Here is a 15,074-nt window from a genome sequence, read left to right on the forward strand (position 1 = left end):
CTCGAGCAACGGCACATCCGACCCCTGCCCATGCGGCACCGCGATGGTCTGCGGCACTGGCCCGCCCCGGTGGTCAGGTGTCACCGAACTCTGCAGCAGTCCCGACCGCAGCTGAGGTGGCTCGGCTGCCGGCCCCCGACAACGCGGCGAGTGTGCCGGAAGACCGGCGCGCGGCACATGGCCCATGCGGTGCGCGAGCCACTACTCGAACGCGTCACCCTGTCCGGCGAGTTCTTCGCGCCGTTGATGGCCGCAGCCGTCTGTGACCCCGACCCCAGCTTCTGCTGGTGGTTCATCGAGCCCGCGCTCTACGCGTTCGGGCACTGGCGAGCATCGATCGGCGTGATGACCTGCCGATGGACGGCCCCATGGCTCTGATCAGAACCCGTCACTCACCGGTGGATCAACGCAGGAATATCACACGGTATGCGACTGGGCGTATACGTTAAGCGAGGTTCCATACGGACCTACGGCTATCGTTCCTTCCTGGGCGACTCGAATCCCGGGTGTATGGGCCGTGGTTCGGCCGTGGCCAAACGGCAGAGAGGCCCGTGACCTGCGTTTCCGCAGGTCACGGGCCTCTCTCGTGGGGTGAGTGACGGGACTCGAACCTGTTTCGTATCCCTATCGTGACCTGCGACTTTACTGTACGGGTGGGCAATTCCGGGCATACGGGTGACGGGTGATGGTGTTGGATGACGCTGTGCGGCATCCGGTTTGGCCATGGCCTAACGCTCCCGTTGGGGACGCTGGCTGGGCGTGAAGCGCAGGGTCCGCGCCCGTGCGCGCCCCCTGCCGGATGAGGGATCCGGATTTACTGAGGCTGCGCGACCGCATCTGAACGCGCCTCAGTGGGCTGTCAGGCCGGCGTCGGTGAAGCGCCGCATCGGTGAGGACCTGCCACGGTGCTGCTCGCGCAGGTCGCGCAGGTCGTGCAGGCGCCGGGCGAACTCCTCGGGGGCGCCCGCCCGGTCGTGGACCTCGCGGAGATCCTTCAGAAGGGTGACGGCGTCGTAGGGGCCGGGCTGCTTCTGTGCGATCAGGTGGGCGATGTCCTGCCAGGCTTGCTCGGTGTTCTCGGCCGGGCGGTCCGGGGGGCTCTCGCGGGCCAGCTGTATGGCCCGGCGGGCCTGGCCGCCGACCTGTGACGCTTCGCCGACCATGCCGTCTCCATCGCCGGCCGCGTGGTCTACCTGGTCACCGGCGAGCACGCGGACGACCTGGCCACCGAACTGTCCACAGCGCCGTGAGTTGGTCGGCCAGGACCGGGCCGCGGGGGAGGCCGCTACGGCCGTAGCCCCGGCTCCCGCCCGGGTGGCGGGGTGGCGGGGTGGCGGTGCTGCTGATCCCGCACCGCCACCCCGCCGGCATTCCAATGGGTACCGCACACGCTCGCCCTGCGGTGGTGACGTAAAGATCCGCTCATGGTTCTCGGGCGAACAGAGACAATAACTGTCTTGTCCTGATAAGAAATGCGCACGCTTCGGCTAAGAGGGATGGCTGCTGCGCGCCTTGTGACGCGGATGCGCCTGTCGGCCCGAGTGACGCTTCGACCGCCGTCACGGCTATAGGCGTGACGGCGCGTCAGTTTCTAGGAGATTCTGCATGGCCAAGAAGGTCCACGCCGCGCCGGGACGTCCCGGGCGCGCGGCAGCCAAGACCGGCAGACGGGCCAGGGCGATCACCGCGGCTTCCGCCGCTGCCGTCGCCCTCATAGCCGTCACTGGCACCGCCAGTGGAGCGGTCGCCCAGGGGGGAGGGGCCGGATCGGCCGCACCCAAGCGGATAGGGACGGCGCCGCGTGTCCCGGCGGGTGCGGCGGTGACCGGCGAGACCGCGTCGGGAACCAGGCTGCACCTCAGCGTGAACCTGGCTCCGCGTGACCGGCAGTCGCTGGCGGACTTCGTCACCGCGGTGTCCACGCCGGGGAACGTCCAGTACCACCATTACCTGGCCAAGGGGCAGTTCGCCTCGGCCTTCGGTCCTACGCGGGCCACCATCGCGGGAGTCTCGCGGGCGTTGAAGGCGGCCGGTCTCTCTCCCGGCAAGGTCAGCCCGGACGGCCTGTCCATCCCGGTCACCGCCACCGTCGCGCAGGCGTCCGACGCCTTCGGTACCGGTTTTCGCAACGTCCGGCTCAAGGACGGCACCACCGACTACCTCAACACCGCGGCCCCCTTGTTGCCTGCGGACGTGGCGTCCTCGGTGACCGGGATCGTCGGCCTGAGCAGCATCAACACCGTCAGCAGCCACCACTCCGCGGTGCGTCGCGCAAGCAGGCACAGCTCTGCCACCGCCACCGCCACCGTCTCCGGACGCGGTGCGCGTACGGTGACCCCCCACACGTACACCCCGGCACTCTGCGCCGACTTCACCGGCTCGGGCCTGACCGACGGCACCGACTACTACAGCCCCGGCAAGCTGGCCGGCGCCTACGGGATGACCAGCTCCGCCACCGCCGGTGCCGGGCAGACCGTGGCCGTGTTCGAGCTGGAGAACGTCGACGCCGGCAGCATCGCCGCGTACCAGTCCTGCGTCGGCACCAGCGCCTCGGTGTCCAACGTGTACGTGGACACGACGGCAGGGGCCGGCGCACCGGCCACCGACGGATCCGTCGGTGTGGAGTCCGCGCTCGACATCGAGGACCTGATAGGCCTGGTGCCCGGCGCCGCCATCATCGACTACCAGGGGCCGGACGCCGCGTCCGCGACCGACCAGAACGTGCTCGACGTCTACCAGCGGATGGTCACCGACGACCAGGCGCAGGTCATCTCCACCAGCTGGGGTGAATGCGAGGCGGTCGAGAGCAGCGCGACCGCGAATGCCGAGAACACCATCTTCGCGGAGGCCGCCGCCCAGGGCCAGAGCGTCGTCGCCGCCTCGGGCGACGACGGCTCCAGCGACTGCTACCGTGCGACCGGCTCCACGGCCAAGGCCGTCGACGACCCCGCGAGCCAGCCCTACGTCACCGGTGTCGGCGGCACCACGATGACCACCTCGGGCAGCACCACGACCCAGACGACGTGGAACAACGCCTCCGGCGGTACCGGTGGCGGCGTCTCCTCGCGCTGGGCTCCCGTCGTCTACCAGGGCGGTGTCGCCACCACCACCAAGCGTGCCGTTCCGGACGTCTCCGCTCTGGCGGACCCGGCCGACGGGTATCCGATCTACTTCCAGGACGACAGCCAGTCCTCCAGCCCCGTCCCCGGCCTCGTCGGCGGCACCAGCGGTGCGGCCCCGACCTGGGCCGCCGCGATCGTCCAGGCCAACGCCGGCACGACCTGCCAGACCAACGGCCGGGTCGGCTTCCTCAACAACGCCCTCTACAAGGCCGCACGGAGCAGCTACCCGGCGAACTTCTGGGACGTCACCAGCGGCGACAACTCCGTATACGCCACCGGCTACCCGGCGGCGGCCGGCTACGACGAGGTGACCGGCCTGGGCTCGCCCAAGGAGGCCGGCCTGACCACAGCGCTCTGCGCGGCCAAGGGCACAGCCGCCACGGGCGCCTCCACGTTCCACGCGCTCAGCAGCCCCAAGCGCCTGCTGGACACCCGCAACGGCACCGGCTGGGGCCTCAGTTCCATCCCGACGACCAAGCCCCTGGTCGCGGGCGGCACCGCCCCGGTCAGGATCGAGGGCGCCGGGGGGATCCCCAGCAGCGGCGTGACCGCCGTGGTACTCAACCTCACGGTCACAGGCACCACCGGCGCGGGCTCGCTGATCGCCTGGGCCGACGGCACCAGCAAGCCGACGACCAGCAACCTCAACTGGACCGGCGCGAGCCAGACCATCGCCGCCTCGGCGACCGTCCGGGTGGCGGGCGACGGCGTGGTGGACCTCTACACGAGCAGCAGCACCCACCTGATCGCCGATGTCCAGGGCTACTACACCAGCGGTACCAGCGGCTCGAAGTACACGGCCTTGAAGCCGGCCCGCCTGCTGGACACCCGCTCCAAGGTCGGCATCTCCACCACCACCAAGATCTCCAACGCGGTGATCAGCCTCAAGGTCCGCGGCCATGGGGGCGTGCCCACCGCCGCCACCTCCGTGGTGCTCAACCTGACGGCCACCCAGACCGTCGGCGGGGGCTACCTGGAGGCCTACCCCGAAGGCGCCACCCGCCCGACCGCGTCCAACGTCAACTGGTCGGCCACCGGGACCACCATCCCCAACCTGGTGGCCGTGCCGATCGGCAGCGACGGCAACGTCAGCATCTACGTCCACGGCACCAGCCACGTGATCGCCGACGTCTCCGGCTACTTCTCCACCAGCGGCTCGGCCTTCCACACGGTCACCCCGCTGCGCCTGCTGGACACACGTCAGACGACGGCGCTGGGCGCCGGCAAGACGCTGGCCCTGCAGATCTCTGGGCGCGACGCCATCCCGTCCACCGGCGTCAAGGCCGTCGTGCTGACCGTCACCGTCACCGGCACCACCGGTAGCGGCTACCTCACCGCCTGGGCCGACGGCGGCAGCCGTCCGACGGCCTCCAACCTGAACTGGGTGCAGGGCAAGACGATCGCCAACCAGGTCATCGCGCCCGTCGGCTCCGACGGCAAGGTGGACCTCTACACCAACAGCACCACCAACGTGATCGCAGACGTGGCCGGCTACATCAGCTGACGCCCACCGACGACACGACCGCGATGCCCCGCCGACCATGCCGGACGACGGGGCATCGTTGCACTCAGGGATGCGTGTGCTGCGCTCTTCGATCACGCGGGTTGTCAGTCGTCATCCATGGCGTTTCGTGCGCCGGGCAGTCGCCGTTGTCGAAAAGCGGAGTACCCGGGGAGGCAGAGGGCAGGTGAGTGTCTGGGCGGGCTTGTCGTTTCGGACGCCGAGGAGTCCGGGCAGCCGTCGCTGAGGCTCGTGCAGATGCGGGGCCACCGCTCCCGGCTTCGTCCACGACGGACCGATCGACTCATCGAAACACCGGAAGCGACCCGTGGATCTTCGACGGCTCCGGTGCCCGTTCAGAACAGTTCCAGGTCCTCGCCGCTGGTGTCCGCGACGACTGGCCGGGGCTGGGCGGGGAGGCCGTCCAGTCGGTCGGGACCGGCCTCGGCGGCCACGGCGGGGGCTGTCTCGGCCAGCCAGGCACGGAACCGGTCGGCGGCTTCGCGGTAGGGGACTTGGGCCAGGACGCGGTGCTCGCCGGAGGGGCAGAAGTCGACGGTGACGGTGAGCAGGCAGGATCGGGGCGTGTTCTGACTGCCCGTCCAGGACACGCGCAGGACACCGCAGGGCTTGCGTCCGCGGGGGGCGCGGTGGGTCGGGCGCAGTGATCGGCAGGCTATGTGGGCGGTCCACGCGGCGAGGTGCGGCAGGGGCAGGGTGGTGCGTGCGCGGCAGCCGGGGCAGCGGTGCCAGTGGCGGAGCCAGTCGTCGGTGTCGGTGTGGAAGAGGCGGGTGTAGCGGTTCGCCACGCGGATGTCGTTGCTGTACAGGTGGTCGGGGCGTTCCAGGGTGTTGCAGGACTGGCAGAGGGGGGCGCGGACGTAGCCGTGTTCGTGGCAGTGGTCGAGCACGGTGGCGGGCGCGGTGCGGCAGACGGCGCACGCCCACCCGGCCACCCTGCGGGAGGTGCCGGGCTTCCTGGTGAGTACCGAGTACAGCTGGCCTTCCAGCTCTTTGTCGTACGGGCGTGGTGAGGCGGTGGGTCCCTCGGGGCTCGTCGTCTGCCGACCGTCGGCGTCTCGGGCCCGCCGGGGGCGGGAGGGCGGGTCGGTGACGGCTGCGCTCGCCTGGCGGGTCCGCGCGGCTTGCACCCACCGCGTCTCGGCGTGCTCGGCCGAGTCCAGCAGCCTGACCACAGCGCGCGGCAGCCACCACGTGCGCTGCGTCCCGTCGCGGGTCTGCTCCACGAGTATCTGCCGCCAGTCGATCCCCGCCAGATGGGAGGGCCTGCCGTCTTCACGTCGTGCCGCCGGCCCGGGGCCGCCCGACTCCTGCAGTTCCTCCGCGATGCGTCGGCGCCAACGCAGCTGCGTTTCCTCGTTGCGTCCCTGCCTCGGCGCTCCACCGAACGGGCCGATGCGGACCAGGTCCTGCCGGTCCATCCCCACCGCGTTGAGTTCCGCGGCCGCCCGGCGCACCTCATCCTCCGGAACGTTCCACTGACCGCCGCTCGCCCTCACCGTCGCCACCGCATGGTCGCCGAGCAGGACGTACCCCACCCAGGCGCGGGCAGGAGAGCGGGTGAAGGCCCCAGAAGCCGTCGGCACGGCACCGTCGGCCGTCAGGCCGACCCACAGAGCGTCCGCGGCGGCCAGGGTGATCAGGCCGTCCGCGCGACCTGGCCTGACACGCTCTGACATACCGACAGGCTAACGGCCTGCAACGAGCCGAGGAGCCTGCTTGGCTGCCGGCCCCCGACAACGCGGCGCGCTTCTCAACCATGCACGGACGGGCGCGGACGCGGGAACAACTGCAGGCCGGCTTCAGGATCCCGTCACTCACCGGCGGATCGATGCACAGAAACAGCACAGTCTGCGACTGGATGCATGCGTTGAGTGAGGTTTTATATGCGGACTTACGGCTATCGCTTCTTCCCTGGCGACTCGAACCCCGGGTGCATGGGCCGCAGTTCGGCCGTGGCCAAACGGTAAACAGGCCCCTGATCTGCGTCTCCGCAGGTCAGGGGCCTGTCGTGCAAGGGTGAGTGACGGGACTCGAACCCGCGACATCCTGGACCACAACCAGGTGCTCTACCAGCTGAGCTACACCCACCACGACCGGTGGTCATTCTGTGGTCTTTCCGACCGGCCGAGAAAAAGTGTACAGGGTCCGAAGGGGTGCTCGCGCACGGCTTTACCGGGGTCCCTCCGGAGACCTCCTGAACGGCTATTCCGCAGGCAGGACGTGCTTGGCCGCGATCGTGCGTGCGGTGTCGGAGTCCGGGCCGGGCTGGGGTACGAAGATGGCCTCGCGGTAGTAGCGCAGCTCGGCGATCGACTCGCGGATGTCGGCGAGGGCGCGGTGGTTGCCGTTCTTCTCCGGGCTGTTGAAGTACGCCCGCGGGTACCAGCGCCGGGCGAGCTCCTTGACGCTGGAGACGTCGACGATCCGGTAGTGGAGGTATCCCTCCAGGGCGGCCATGTCCCGGGCCAGGAAGCCGCGGTCGGTGCCGACGGAGTTTCCGCACAGCGGGGCCTTGCCGGGTTCCTTGACGTGTTCCCGTACATAGGCCAGGACCTGCTCCTCGGCCTCGGCGAGCGTCGTGCCGCCGGCCAGCTCGTCGAGCAGGCCGGACGTGGTGTGCATCTGCCGCACCACCTCCGGCATCGTCTCCAGTGCCTTGGCCGGCGGACGGATGACGATGTCCACGCCCTCGCCGAGCACGTTCAGCTCGGAGTCGGTGACCAGTGCGGCCACCTCGATGAGCGCGTCGTCGGACAGCGAGAGGCCGGTCATCTCGCAGTCGATCCACACCATGCGATCGTTCATGCGACCACCCTAAAGCTGACGTCGGCGTTTGGGTGCCCCCGGTACGGCCCCGAAGGCGCCGGGGAGCGGACGTCGTGCTCGGTGGGTGGGTGAGGATGTGACGCCGCCCACCCGAACCGGTCGGGTGGGCGGGACGGTCACCTCAGCTGCCCGTGCGCGGGCCCGGCAGGCTGGCCGACAGGCCTACCGCTGCTGACCTGCGGGTCTGCATCGGCAGTACCCCCTCGGGGTACTGGACCGGCAGCGGACCCGCCGGCGGCAGCGGGGCCGGTTCCGGGGCCTCGGGGCGGTCGGACTGCGGCCGGCGGGCCCGGTAGGCCGCCCGGTACGCGGCCGGGGACGAGCCCAGCTGGCGCCGGAAGTGGCCGCGCAGGGCGACGGGGGAGCGGAAGCCGCAGCGGCCCGCCACCTCGTCCACCGAGTAGTCCGACGTCTCCAGGAGGCGCTGCGCCTGGAGCACGCGCTGGGTGATCAGCCACTGGAGCGGGGCGCTGCCGGTCAGGGACCGGAAACGGCGGTCGAACGTCCGGCGGCTCATGTACGCGCGTGCCGCCAGCGTCTCCACGTCGAACTGCTCGTGGAGGTGCTCCAGTGCCCAGGCGACGACCTCGGCGAGCGGGTCGGCGCCGATCTCCTCTGGTAAAGACCGATCGAGGTAGCGCTCCTGACCGCCGGAGCGGCGGGGCGGGACCACCAGGCGCCGGGCGAGCGCACCGGCCGCCTCGTTGCCGTGGTCCGTCCGCACGATGTGGAGACAGAGGTCGATTCCGGCCGCCGTACCGGCGGACGTCAGGACGTCGCCGTCGTCCACGAAGAGCTCTCGTGGATCGACGTGCACCGACGGATAGCGCTTGGCCAGCGTCGGCGCGTACATCCAGTGGGTGGTGGCCGGGCGGCCGTCCAGCAGGCCGGCGGCGGCCAGCACGAACGCGCCCGTGCACAGCCCGACTATGCGGGCCCCTTCTTCATGCGCGCGGCGCAGCGCGTCCAGCGCCTCTTCGGGCGGCGGCGCGGTGATCGAGCGCCAGGCCGGTACGACGACCGTGCCGGCGCGCGCGATCGCCTCCAGGCCATGCGGCGCGGTGAGTTCCAGGCCCCCTGTGGTCCGCAGCGGGCCTTCCTCGCCTCCGCACACCAGCAGTCGGTAGCGGGGTACGCCGGCGTCCTGGCGGTCTATCCCGAACACCGACAGCGGTATGGAACTCTCGAAGATGGGGCCGCCGCTGAACAGCAGCACCGCGACGATCTCCTTGCGGCGTCGCCCGGACAGTTTCCGGGCCGCGGCTTCCGGCGCGGCAGTGGAGTCGTGGCTCATCCTGCTAAGCCCCCCTCGGTGGTCGCGGCTCCTCGGTTGTGTCGCTCCTGCACGTTTCCCCTCGGTCCTGCACGAGTCCCCCGCCGTAAGACGTCAAGATCGAATCTACTGGTTTCCGCGGTCTCGCGTTGACCAGTTCGACACGCCGTCGATTGTCGACATGACAACTTGGCGTGAAGCATTCGATCACGAAGCGTTGCACTCACGGGCCGTGCAGGGAAGTGCGCCTCGTCGCAGTGGCCAAACCGCATAGGGTGCGAGGGGTCTCCCGGACCCTTTCCGTGCAGGTGGAACGGGGGTTTGGGGGTGGTGGGGGTGCCTCTTGCGCAGGGGCGGGAAGTTGGCTGAAAAGAAGCGTTCCCGTGCGCGGAAACCGGTCAGTCGACCGGTGTACTGCCCTTGCTGTGACGTCCGCCTCCCCGGACCGTCGCACCGCGCTCCGAGAGGCGCAGCAGGAACCGGCACGCGGTGGTGACGGCGGCCAGGCCGAGGGCGGTTCCGGCGGCGCCGGCCGGCGAGGTGCCGTACCAGAGGAGGACCACCGGGACGAGGACGCAGGAGAACGCGGCCCAGCGGACCACGTCGCCGGCGGTGTTCGGGGCGGGGCGTGATGCGGGGGCGGTGGGGCGCCGTCCGGACATGGTCGTACTCCCTGTCGTACTCCCTCGTGGTGCACTCGTACCGTGATCAACGCGTGTTCGAGCGGTCGGTCACCGTGCGTGGGCGTCCGGCCTGTCCGAATCCTGTGCAAACCGCCTGTACGGGGCAGCAACCATTGCGTTACGGGCGCGGCTCGTGCATGCTCCCTGGAACCCCTAACCGACTCCGGGGACTGCCCCCTACGGAGAGTGCGCGGGATCTGGGCTGAGGAGGCGTGCCGCCGTACCCTTGGGGGTATGGGGTTGGGAAGATGTTTCCCGGACACAGCTCCGCCGCACACTGTCGTCCCTCCCCTACACAAGGATCCCAACGCCGAGACAGCCATGGCCGGTCACGAATTCTTCGATCCAGCGGACCGCAAGCGGCCGGTCGCCGACCCCACGGCGGCCGATGCGCTGGCGGCGGAAGAGTCACGTCCTTCCTGCGATCCCGCCTTCAAGCACGGGGTGGTCGTCGGTTTCGACGGTTCCACCTCCAGTGAGCGCGCCCTCGCCTATGCGATCGGGATGGCGCACCGCTCCCGCACAGGGCTGATCATCGTCCATGTCGCCAACCGACTGCCGACCACCGTGTGGGCCGGCTGCGAGCCCCCCGTCTTCGTCGACGTGCCGGACCACCGCACCGAGGTGCTCGGTCTGGAACTCGCCTGCGCCGACTACCTGTCCGAGGTGCCCTGGATCCTCGTCGAGCGCGGCGGTGACATCTGCCACGAACTCGAAGAGGTGGGGCGGGAGTACGAGGCGGACGCGATCGTCGTGGGGTCGACCCACGGGATCGTCGGCCGGATCTTCGGCTCCGTCGCCGGACGGCTCGCCAAGCGGGCCAAGCGGCCCGTCGTTGTCATTCCGTAACTCCCCGTTCTCCCAGGTGAGATGTGCCGTGGGGACGGTCCGGCTCCCTTCGTGCAGTGCCTGAGATTTCTGGCGTGCAGAGGTGTTTGTGCCCTTGTGAAGGGCATATATCGGTCACCGCGCACAACTGCACACAGCATGAAGGGAGCCCGCCGTGGACAATGACGTCTCCGCGGGAAGCGGAACCACTACCGTGGCCGGCCGACTCGCCCTGGGAATCACCCTGTTGGCGTTCGGTCTCGGCACCACCGGCGTGATCGACGACGTCACCACGTCCGACGCCGTGTCAGTCGCCCACTACGTGGGCGGAGTCGCCCTCTTCCTCGTCGGCCTGCTGGCCTTCCGTGACCGTGACGCCGTGAACGGCACGGGCTATGTGGCCCTCGGCGCCCTCTGGTTCACCTGGGCCGTCTCGTCCGGCGGCCATGCCTCGGCCAACGGCGCCGGGCTCTTCCTGCTCCTCTTCGCCCTCGTGGCCCTGTCGTTGACCCTCGCGGGCGGGGACCAGCTCGGACAGGCCATGCACGCGCTGCTGTTCCTGGCGATGCTGCTGCTCGGCGTCGCCGCGTTCGCCGACAGCTCGTCACTGACCAAGGTCGGGGGCTGGGTTGCGGTGGCGTCGGGGGCGGTGGCCTGGTACGCCGCGACGGCCGCGCTCGCGCACTGGCCGACGGTGCTTCCGGGGCGGGCTGCCGGCCGGGGGGTGACGGCCCACGGCTGAAACGGCAGCCGACGCCGGGGAGTTGGGCGTCCCCGGCGATCCAATGAGCGGACCCCTCCGTGGTTTGGTGGCACACGTGGGGGTCCGTTCGGTTTCGTCGGCCCGTGCAGGTGCGTGGGGGCGGGCCGCGCAGTTCCCCGCGCCCCTGAAGGGGCGCTCGCCCCTGGTCTTTTAGGGGCGCGGGGAACTGCGCGAGCAACCCCCACGCACCCGCACAGTCAACGCGACCGGATGACCCCTACTCCACCGTCACCGACTTGGCCAGGTTCCGGGGCTTGTCGATGTCGCGGCCCAGTGCCTTCGCCGTGTGGTACGCGAGGAGCTGGAGAGGGATGCCCATGAGGATGGGGTCGAGTTCGTCCTCGTTCTTCGGGACGACGATCGTGCGGTCGGCCTTCTCCTGGTGCTGGTGGGCCACGGCGAGGATCTTGCCGCTGCGGGCCTTGATCTCCTCCAGGGCCGCGCGGTTCTTCTCCAGGAGGTCGTCGTCGGGGACGATCGCCACCGTGGGGAGGGCCGGCTCGATGAGGGCCAGCGGGCCGTGCTTGAGCTCGGACGCCGGGTAGGCCTCCGCGTGGATGTAGGAGACCTCCTTCAGCTTCAGGGAGGCCTCGCGGGCCACCGGGTAGCCCCGGACGCGGCCGATGAAGAGCATCGAGCGGGCCTCGGCGTACTCCTTGGCCATCTGCTCGATCTCCGCCTCCTGGGCGAGGATCTCCGAGATCTGGGCCGGCAGCTTGCGCAGGCCCTCGATGATCCGCTTGCCGTCGCGGACCGAGAGGTCGCGGATCCGGCCGAGGTGGAGGGCGAGGAGAGCGAACGCCACCGTTGTGTTCGTGAAGCACTTGGTGGAGACCACGCAGACCTCCGGGCCCGCGTGCACGTACGTGCCGCCGTCCGCCTCCCGTGCGATCGCCGAGCCCACCACGTTCACCACGCCCAGCACCCGCGCGCCCTTGCGCTTCAGCTCCTGGACGGCGGCGAGGACGTCGTACGTCTCACCGGACTGGGAGACCGCGATGTAGAGGGTGTCGGGGTCGACGACCGGGTTGCGGTAGCGAAACTCCGACGCCGGCTCGGCGTCGGCGGGGATCCGGGCCAGCTCCTCGATCAGCTGGGCGCCGATCATGCCCGCGTGGTACGAGGTGCCGCAGCCGAGGATCTTCACCCGGCGCACGGCACGGGCGTCCCGGGCGTCGAGGTTGAGGCCGCCGAGGTGCACGGTGGAGAAGCGGTCGTCGATCCGGCCGCGCAGCACGCGGTCGACCGCGTCGGGCTGCTCGAAGATCTCCTTGTGCATGTAGGTGTCGTGGCCGCCCATGTCGTACGACTCGGCCTCCCACTCCACGGTGGTCGGCTCGGCCGTCGTCCGGGTGCCCTCGGTGGTGTACGTCCGGAAGTCGTCGGCCTTGAGGGTGGCCATCTCGCCGTCGTCGAGGGTCACTATCTGGCGGGTGTGGGTGACCAGGGCCGCGATGTCCGAGGCGACGAACATCTCCTTGTCGCCGATGCCGAGGACCACGGGGGAGCCGTTGCGGGCCACCACGATCCGCTCGGGGAAGTCGGCGTGCATGACGGCGATGCCGTAGGTGCCCTCGATCACGCGCAGCGCGTGGCGGACCTTCTCCTCCAGGGTCTCCGCCTGGGAGCGGGCGATCAGGTGGGTGAGGACCTCGGTGTCGGTCTCGGAGAGGAACACCACGCCGTCCGCCTCCAGCTTGCGGCGCAGCTCGGCGGCGTTGTCGATGATGCCGTTGTGCACGACGGCGACCTTCTGGTCGGCCGACATGTGCGGGTGGGCGTTCACGTCGGAGGGGGCGCCGTGGGTGGCCCAGCGGGTGTGCGCGATGCCGGTGGTGCCCTTGAAGCGCGCCGGGACCTTGGCCTCCAGGTCCCGGACCCGGCCCTTGGCCTTCACCATCTTCAGACCGCCGGACTTCGGCGTGGTGACGACGATGCCCGCCGAGTCGTAGCCGCGGTATTCCAGCCGCTGGAGGCCCTCCAGGAGGAGGGGGGTGACATCGCGCTTACCGATGTATCCGACAATTCCGCACATATATAGGTGTTCCGTATTCCTCAGCCGTAGACGATGCGGCGCAGCTGCCGGAGGGTGAGCTCCGGCGGGGCGACCGCCCTGTACTTCAGATCCGCCGCGATCCGGTCGAAGATCTCCGTGTTCACCAGGCCTTCCGCCTGGAGTTCGCGGTGGCGGCGCCGGACGTAGTCCCCGGCCGGCTCGTCGAAGTAGGCGAGCACGTCCTGGATCACCCGCAGCGCCTCGCCCCGGCTCAGGGGCGTGGACCGCGCCAGATGATCAACGAGTTCGTCGTGCACCCGGTAGATCCTGGAGTACCGGCGCCGGTTTCGCAAGAATCCTGCCCGATTCCGGGCAACGGCCTGTTGAATCTCTTATGGGGCTCTGTTCGTAACCTGTCCATCCTGTGTCTTGCGCCACGTTGCTTGTGGAGACGATTTTCAGACGCCATGGACATTCCTCGTATGGGCGTACCCGATGAGCTCGCCGACCGCAGCATGGCCGAGCAGCACGAGTACCTCCGCGCCAAGTTCTCCCGGCGCTCGATGATCAGAGGCGGCGCCGTCACCGTCGGCGCCATCACCGGCGGTCAGTTCGTTCTGGGCGGCACCGCCCAGGCCGCCGTCCCCACGCAGTCCTCCGCCCCCGCTGCAGAGCAGGTCGACGGCTCCCTCGTCGCCCCCTTCGGCCGCCACCTCGCCTTCGGCAGCGACGCCAGCACGGAGATGACGATCTCCTGGCAGGTGCCGGTCTCCGTGAAGAAGCCCTTCGTGCGCATCGGCGCCCACCCCTGGGACCTCTCGCGCAAGATCGACGCCGAGATCCGCACCCTGTACACCCCGGCCGGCGTCGGCGCCAGCGGCGACCACACGCAGTACTACGTGCACGCCAAGCTGAGCCACCTGCGCCCCGGCAAGACCTACTACTACGGCGTCGGCCACCAGGGCTTCGACCCGGCCGAGGCCCACCTCCTCGGCACCCTGGGCACCTTCACCACCGCGCCCGACTGCAAGACGCCGTTCACCTTCACGGCCTTCGGCGACCAGGGTGTCAGCTACCACGGCCTGGCCAACGACGCCCTGATCCTCGGCCAGAACCCCAGCTTCCACCTGCACGCCGGCGACATCGCCTACGCCGACCCGGCCGGCCAGGGCAAGTCCGCCGACACCGGCTTCGACTCGCGCACCTGGGACCAGTTCCTCGCCCAGACCGAGTCCGTCGCCAAGTCCGTGCCGTGGATGGTGTCGTACGGCAACCACGACATGGAGGCCTGGTACTCGCCCAACGGCTACGGCGGCGAGGAGGCCCGCTTCACCCTGCCCGACAACGGACCGGACAAGGCGAACCTGCCCGGCGTCTACTCCTTCGTCTACGGCAACACCGCGGTCATCTCGCTCGACCCGAACGACGTCTCCTTCGAGATCCCGGCCAACCTCGGCATCTCGGGCGGCACCCAGACCACGTGGTTCGAGGGCCAGCTGAAGAAGTTCCGCGCCTCGAAGGACATCGACTTCATCATCGTGTTCTTCCACCACTGCGCCTACTGCACCTCCACCGCGCACGCCTCGGAGGGGGGCGTGCGCCAGGAGTGGGTGCCGCTGTTCGAGAAGTACACGGTGGACCTGGTCATCAACGGCCACAACCACCAGTACGAGCGCACCGACGTCATCAAGGGCAACACGGTCGTCAAGAAGCTCCCGATCGGCGAGACCGCGTACTCCGACACCGAGGGCGTCGTCTACGTCACCGCGGGCGCGGCCGGCCGCAGCCTCTACGCCTTCACAGCCCCCGACTCCTACGAGGGCCACCTGAACGAGGTCGACTCCGTCGCCTCCTTCATCAACACCAAGGATGGCAAGGTCAACGAGACCGTCGCCTGGTCCCGGGTGCGCTACCTCAACTACTCGTTCCTGCGCGTCGACGTCGAGCCCGCCTCGCGCGGCCGCTACGCCAAGCTGAACGTGTCGGGCATCGCCGAGACCGGCGACCGCATCGACCACTTCACGGTGGCCCGCAAGGCCAAGTAGTCGCCGAACAACG

Annotated in this window: 12 protein-coding genes, 1 tRNA gene and 1 pseudogene; 6 read left to right on the forward strand and 8 right to left on the reverse strand. The window is 69.7% G+C overall.

Translation table 11 applies throughout. The features are described 5' to 3' along the window. Nucleotides 1–150 precede the first annotated feature (150 nt). The gene (locus ACFZDK_RS30165; RefSeq protein WP_390977074.1) at nt 151–378 is read left to right on the forward strand and encodes a hypothetical protein; all 228 of its coding nucleotides are present in this window, start codon (nt 151–153) and stop codon (nt 376–378) included. Nucleotides 379–848: 470 nt separating this feature from the next. Here ACFZDK_RS30165 and ACFZDK_RS30170 read toward each other — a convergent pair whose 3' ends face one another. Continuing rightward, a complete protein-coding gene (locus ACFZDK_RS30170; RefSeq protein WP_390977075.1) occupies nt 849–1,163 on the reverse strand; it encodes a hypothetical protein in 315 nt (104 codons plus the stop codon). Between ACFZDK_RS30170 and ACFZDK_RS30175 the strand changes: the two are divergent. Next, nucleotides 1,149–1,250 (forward strand): annotated as a pseudogene (locus ACFZDK_RS30175) (phosphate transport system regulatory protein PhoU); the annotation flags it as partial. The gene ACFZDK_RS30170 and the pseudogene ACFZDK_RS30175 sit on opposite strands and share 15 nt — an antisense overlap. Before the next feature lie 355 nt (nt 1,251–1,605). Beyond that, nucleotides 1,606–4,626, forward strand: a complete 3,021-nt coding sequence (locus ACFZDK_RS30180) for a protease pro-enzyme activation domain-containing protein (RefSeq protein WP_390977076.1) — start codon at nt 1,606–1,608, stop codon at nt 4,624–4,626. 353 nt (nt 4,627–4,979) lie between these two features. On the opposite strand, the gene ACFZDK_RS30185 is transcribed toward ACFZDK_RS30180, so the two are convergent. The 5 genes from ACFZDK_RS30185 to ACFZDK_RS30205 all read right to left on the reverse strand — a co-directional run bounded on the left by ACFZDK_RS30185 (nt 4,980) and on the right by ACFZDK_RS30205 (nt 9,408). Beyond that, nucleotides 4,980–6,323 (reverse strand): endonuclease domain-containing protein, encoded by a 1,344-nt coding sequence (locus ACFZDK_RS30185; RefSeq protein ID WP_390977077.1) that lies wholly within the window; start codon nt 6,321–6,323, stop codon nt 4,980–4,982. Between the two features lie 339 nt (nt 6,324–6,662). After that, a tRNA-His gene (locus ACFZDK_RS30190) sits at nt 6,663–6,735 on the reverse strand. Nucleotides 6,736–6,849: 114 nt separating this feature from the next. Further along, entirely contained in the window at nt 6,850–7,452 is a 603-nt protein-coding gene (gene orn / locus ACFZDK_RS30195; RefSeq protein WP_351497616.1) for an oligoribonuclease, read from the reverse strand. A 142-nt stretch (nt 7,453–7,594) separates the two neighbouring features. Further along, entirely contained in the window at nt 7,595–8,767 is a 1,173-nt protein-coding gene (locus tag ACFZDK_RS30200) for a helix-turn-helix domain-containing protein (RefSeq protein WP_390977078.1), read from the reverse strand. A gap of 377 nt (nt 8,768–9,144) precedes the next feature. After that, entirely contained in the window at nt 9,145–9,408 is a 264-nt protein-coding gene (locus ACFZDK_RS30205; RefSeq protein WP_390977079.1) for a hypothetical protein, read from the reverse strand. 342 nt (nt 9,409–9,750) lie between these two features. Here ACFZDK_RS30205 and ACFZDK_RS30210 point away from each other — a divergent pair, with 342 nt between their 5' ends. Together ACFZDK_RS30210 and ACFZDK_RS30215 are read left to right on the forward strand one after the other, a co-directional pair. Then, the gene (locus ACFZDK_RS30210) at nt 9,751–10,278 is read left to right on the forward strand and encodes a universal stress protein (RefSeq protein WP_355710608.1); all 528 of its coding nucleotides are present in this window, start codon (nt 9,751–9,753) and stop codon (nt 10,276–10,278) included. Between the two features lie 154 nt (nt 10,279–10,432). After that, on the forward strand, nt 10,433–10,999 hold the full coding sequence (locus ACFZDK_RS30215; protein ID WP_390977080.1) for a GPR1/FUN34/YaaH family transporter: 567 nt from the start codon (nt 10,433–10,435) through the stop codon (nt 10,997–10,999). Between the two features lie 238 nt (nt 11,000–11,237). On the opposite strand, the gene glmS is transcribed toward ACFZDK_RS30215, so the two are convergent. Together glmS and ACFZDK_RS30225 are read right to left on the reverse strand one after the other, a co-directional pair. Continuing rightward, nucleotides 11,238–13,055: a glutamine--fructose-6-phosphate transaminase (isomerizing) gene (gene glmS / locus ACFZDK_RS30220; RefSeq protein ID WP_390977081.1), complete on the reverse strand. Its 1,818-nt coding sequence runs from the start codon at nt 13,053–13,055 to the stop codon at nt 11,238–11,240. A 20-nt stretch (nt 13,056–13,075) separates the two neighbouring features. Continuing rightward, a complete protein-coding gene (locus tag ACFZDK_RS30225; RefSeq protein WP_390977082.1) occupies nt 13,076–13,333 on the reverse strand; it encodes a hypothetical protein in 258 nt (85 codons plus the stop codon). Between the two features lie 165 nt (nt 13,334–13,498). Between ACFZDK_RS30225 and ACFZDK_RS30230 the strand changes: the two genes are divergently transcribed. After that, on the forward strand, nt 13,499–15,061 hold the full coding sequence (locus tag ACFZDK_RS30230) for a fibronectin type III domain-containing protein (RefSeq protein WP_390977083.1): 1,563 nt from the start codon (nt 13,499–13,501) through the stop codon (nt 15,059–15,061). Nucleotides 15,062–15,074: the final 13 nt, after the last annotated feature.

Source organism: Streptomyces sp. NPDC007901 (genome assembly GCF_042959465.1).
GTDB lineage: Bacteria > Actinomycetota > Actinomycetes > Streptomycetales > Streptomycetaceae > Streptomyces.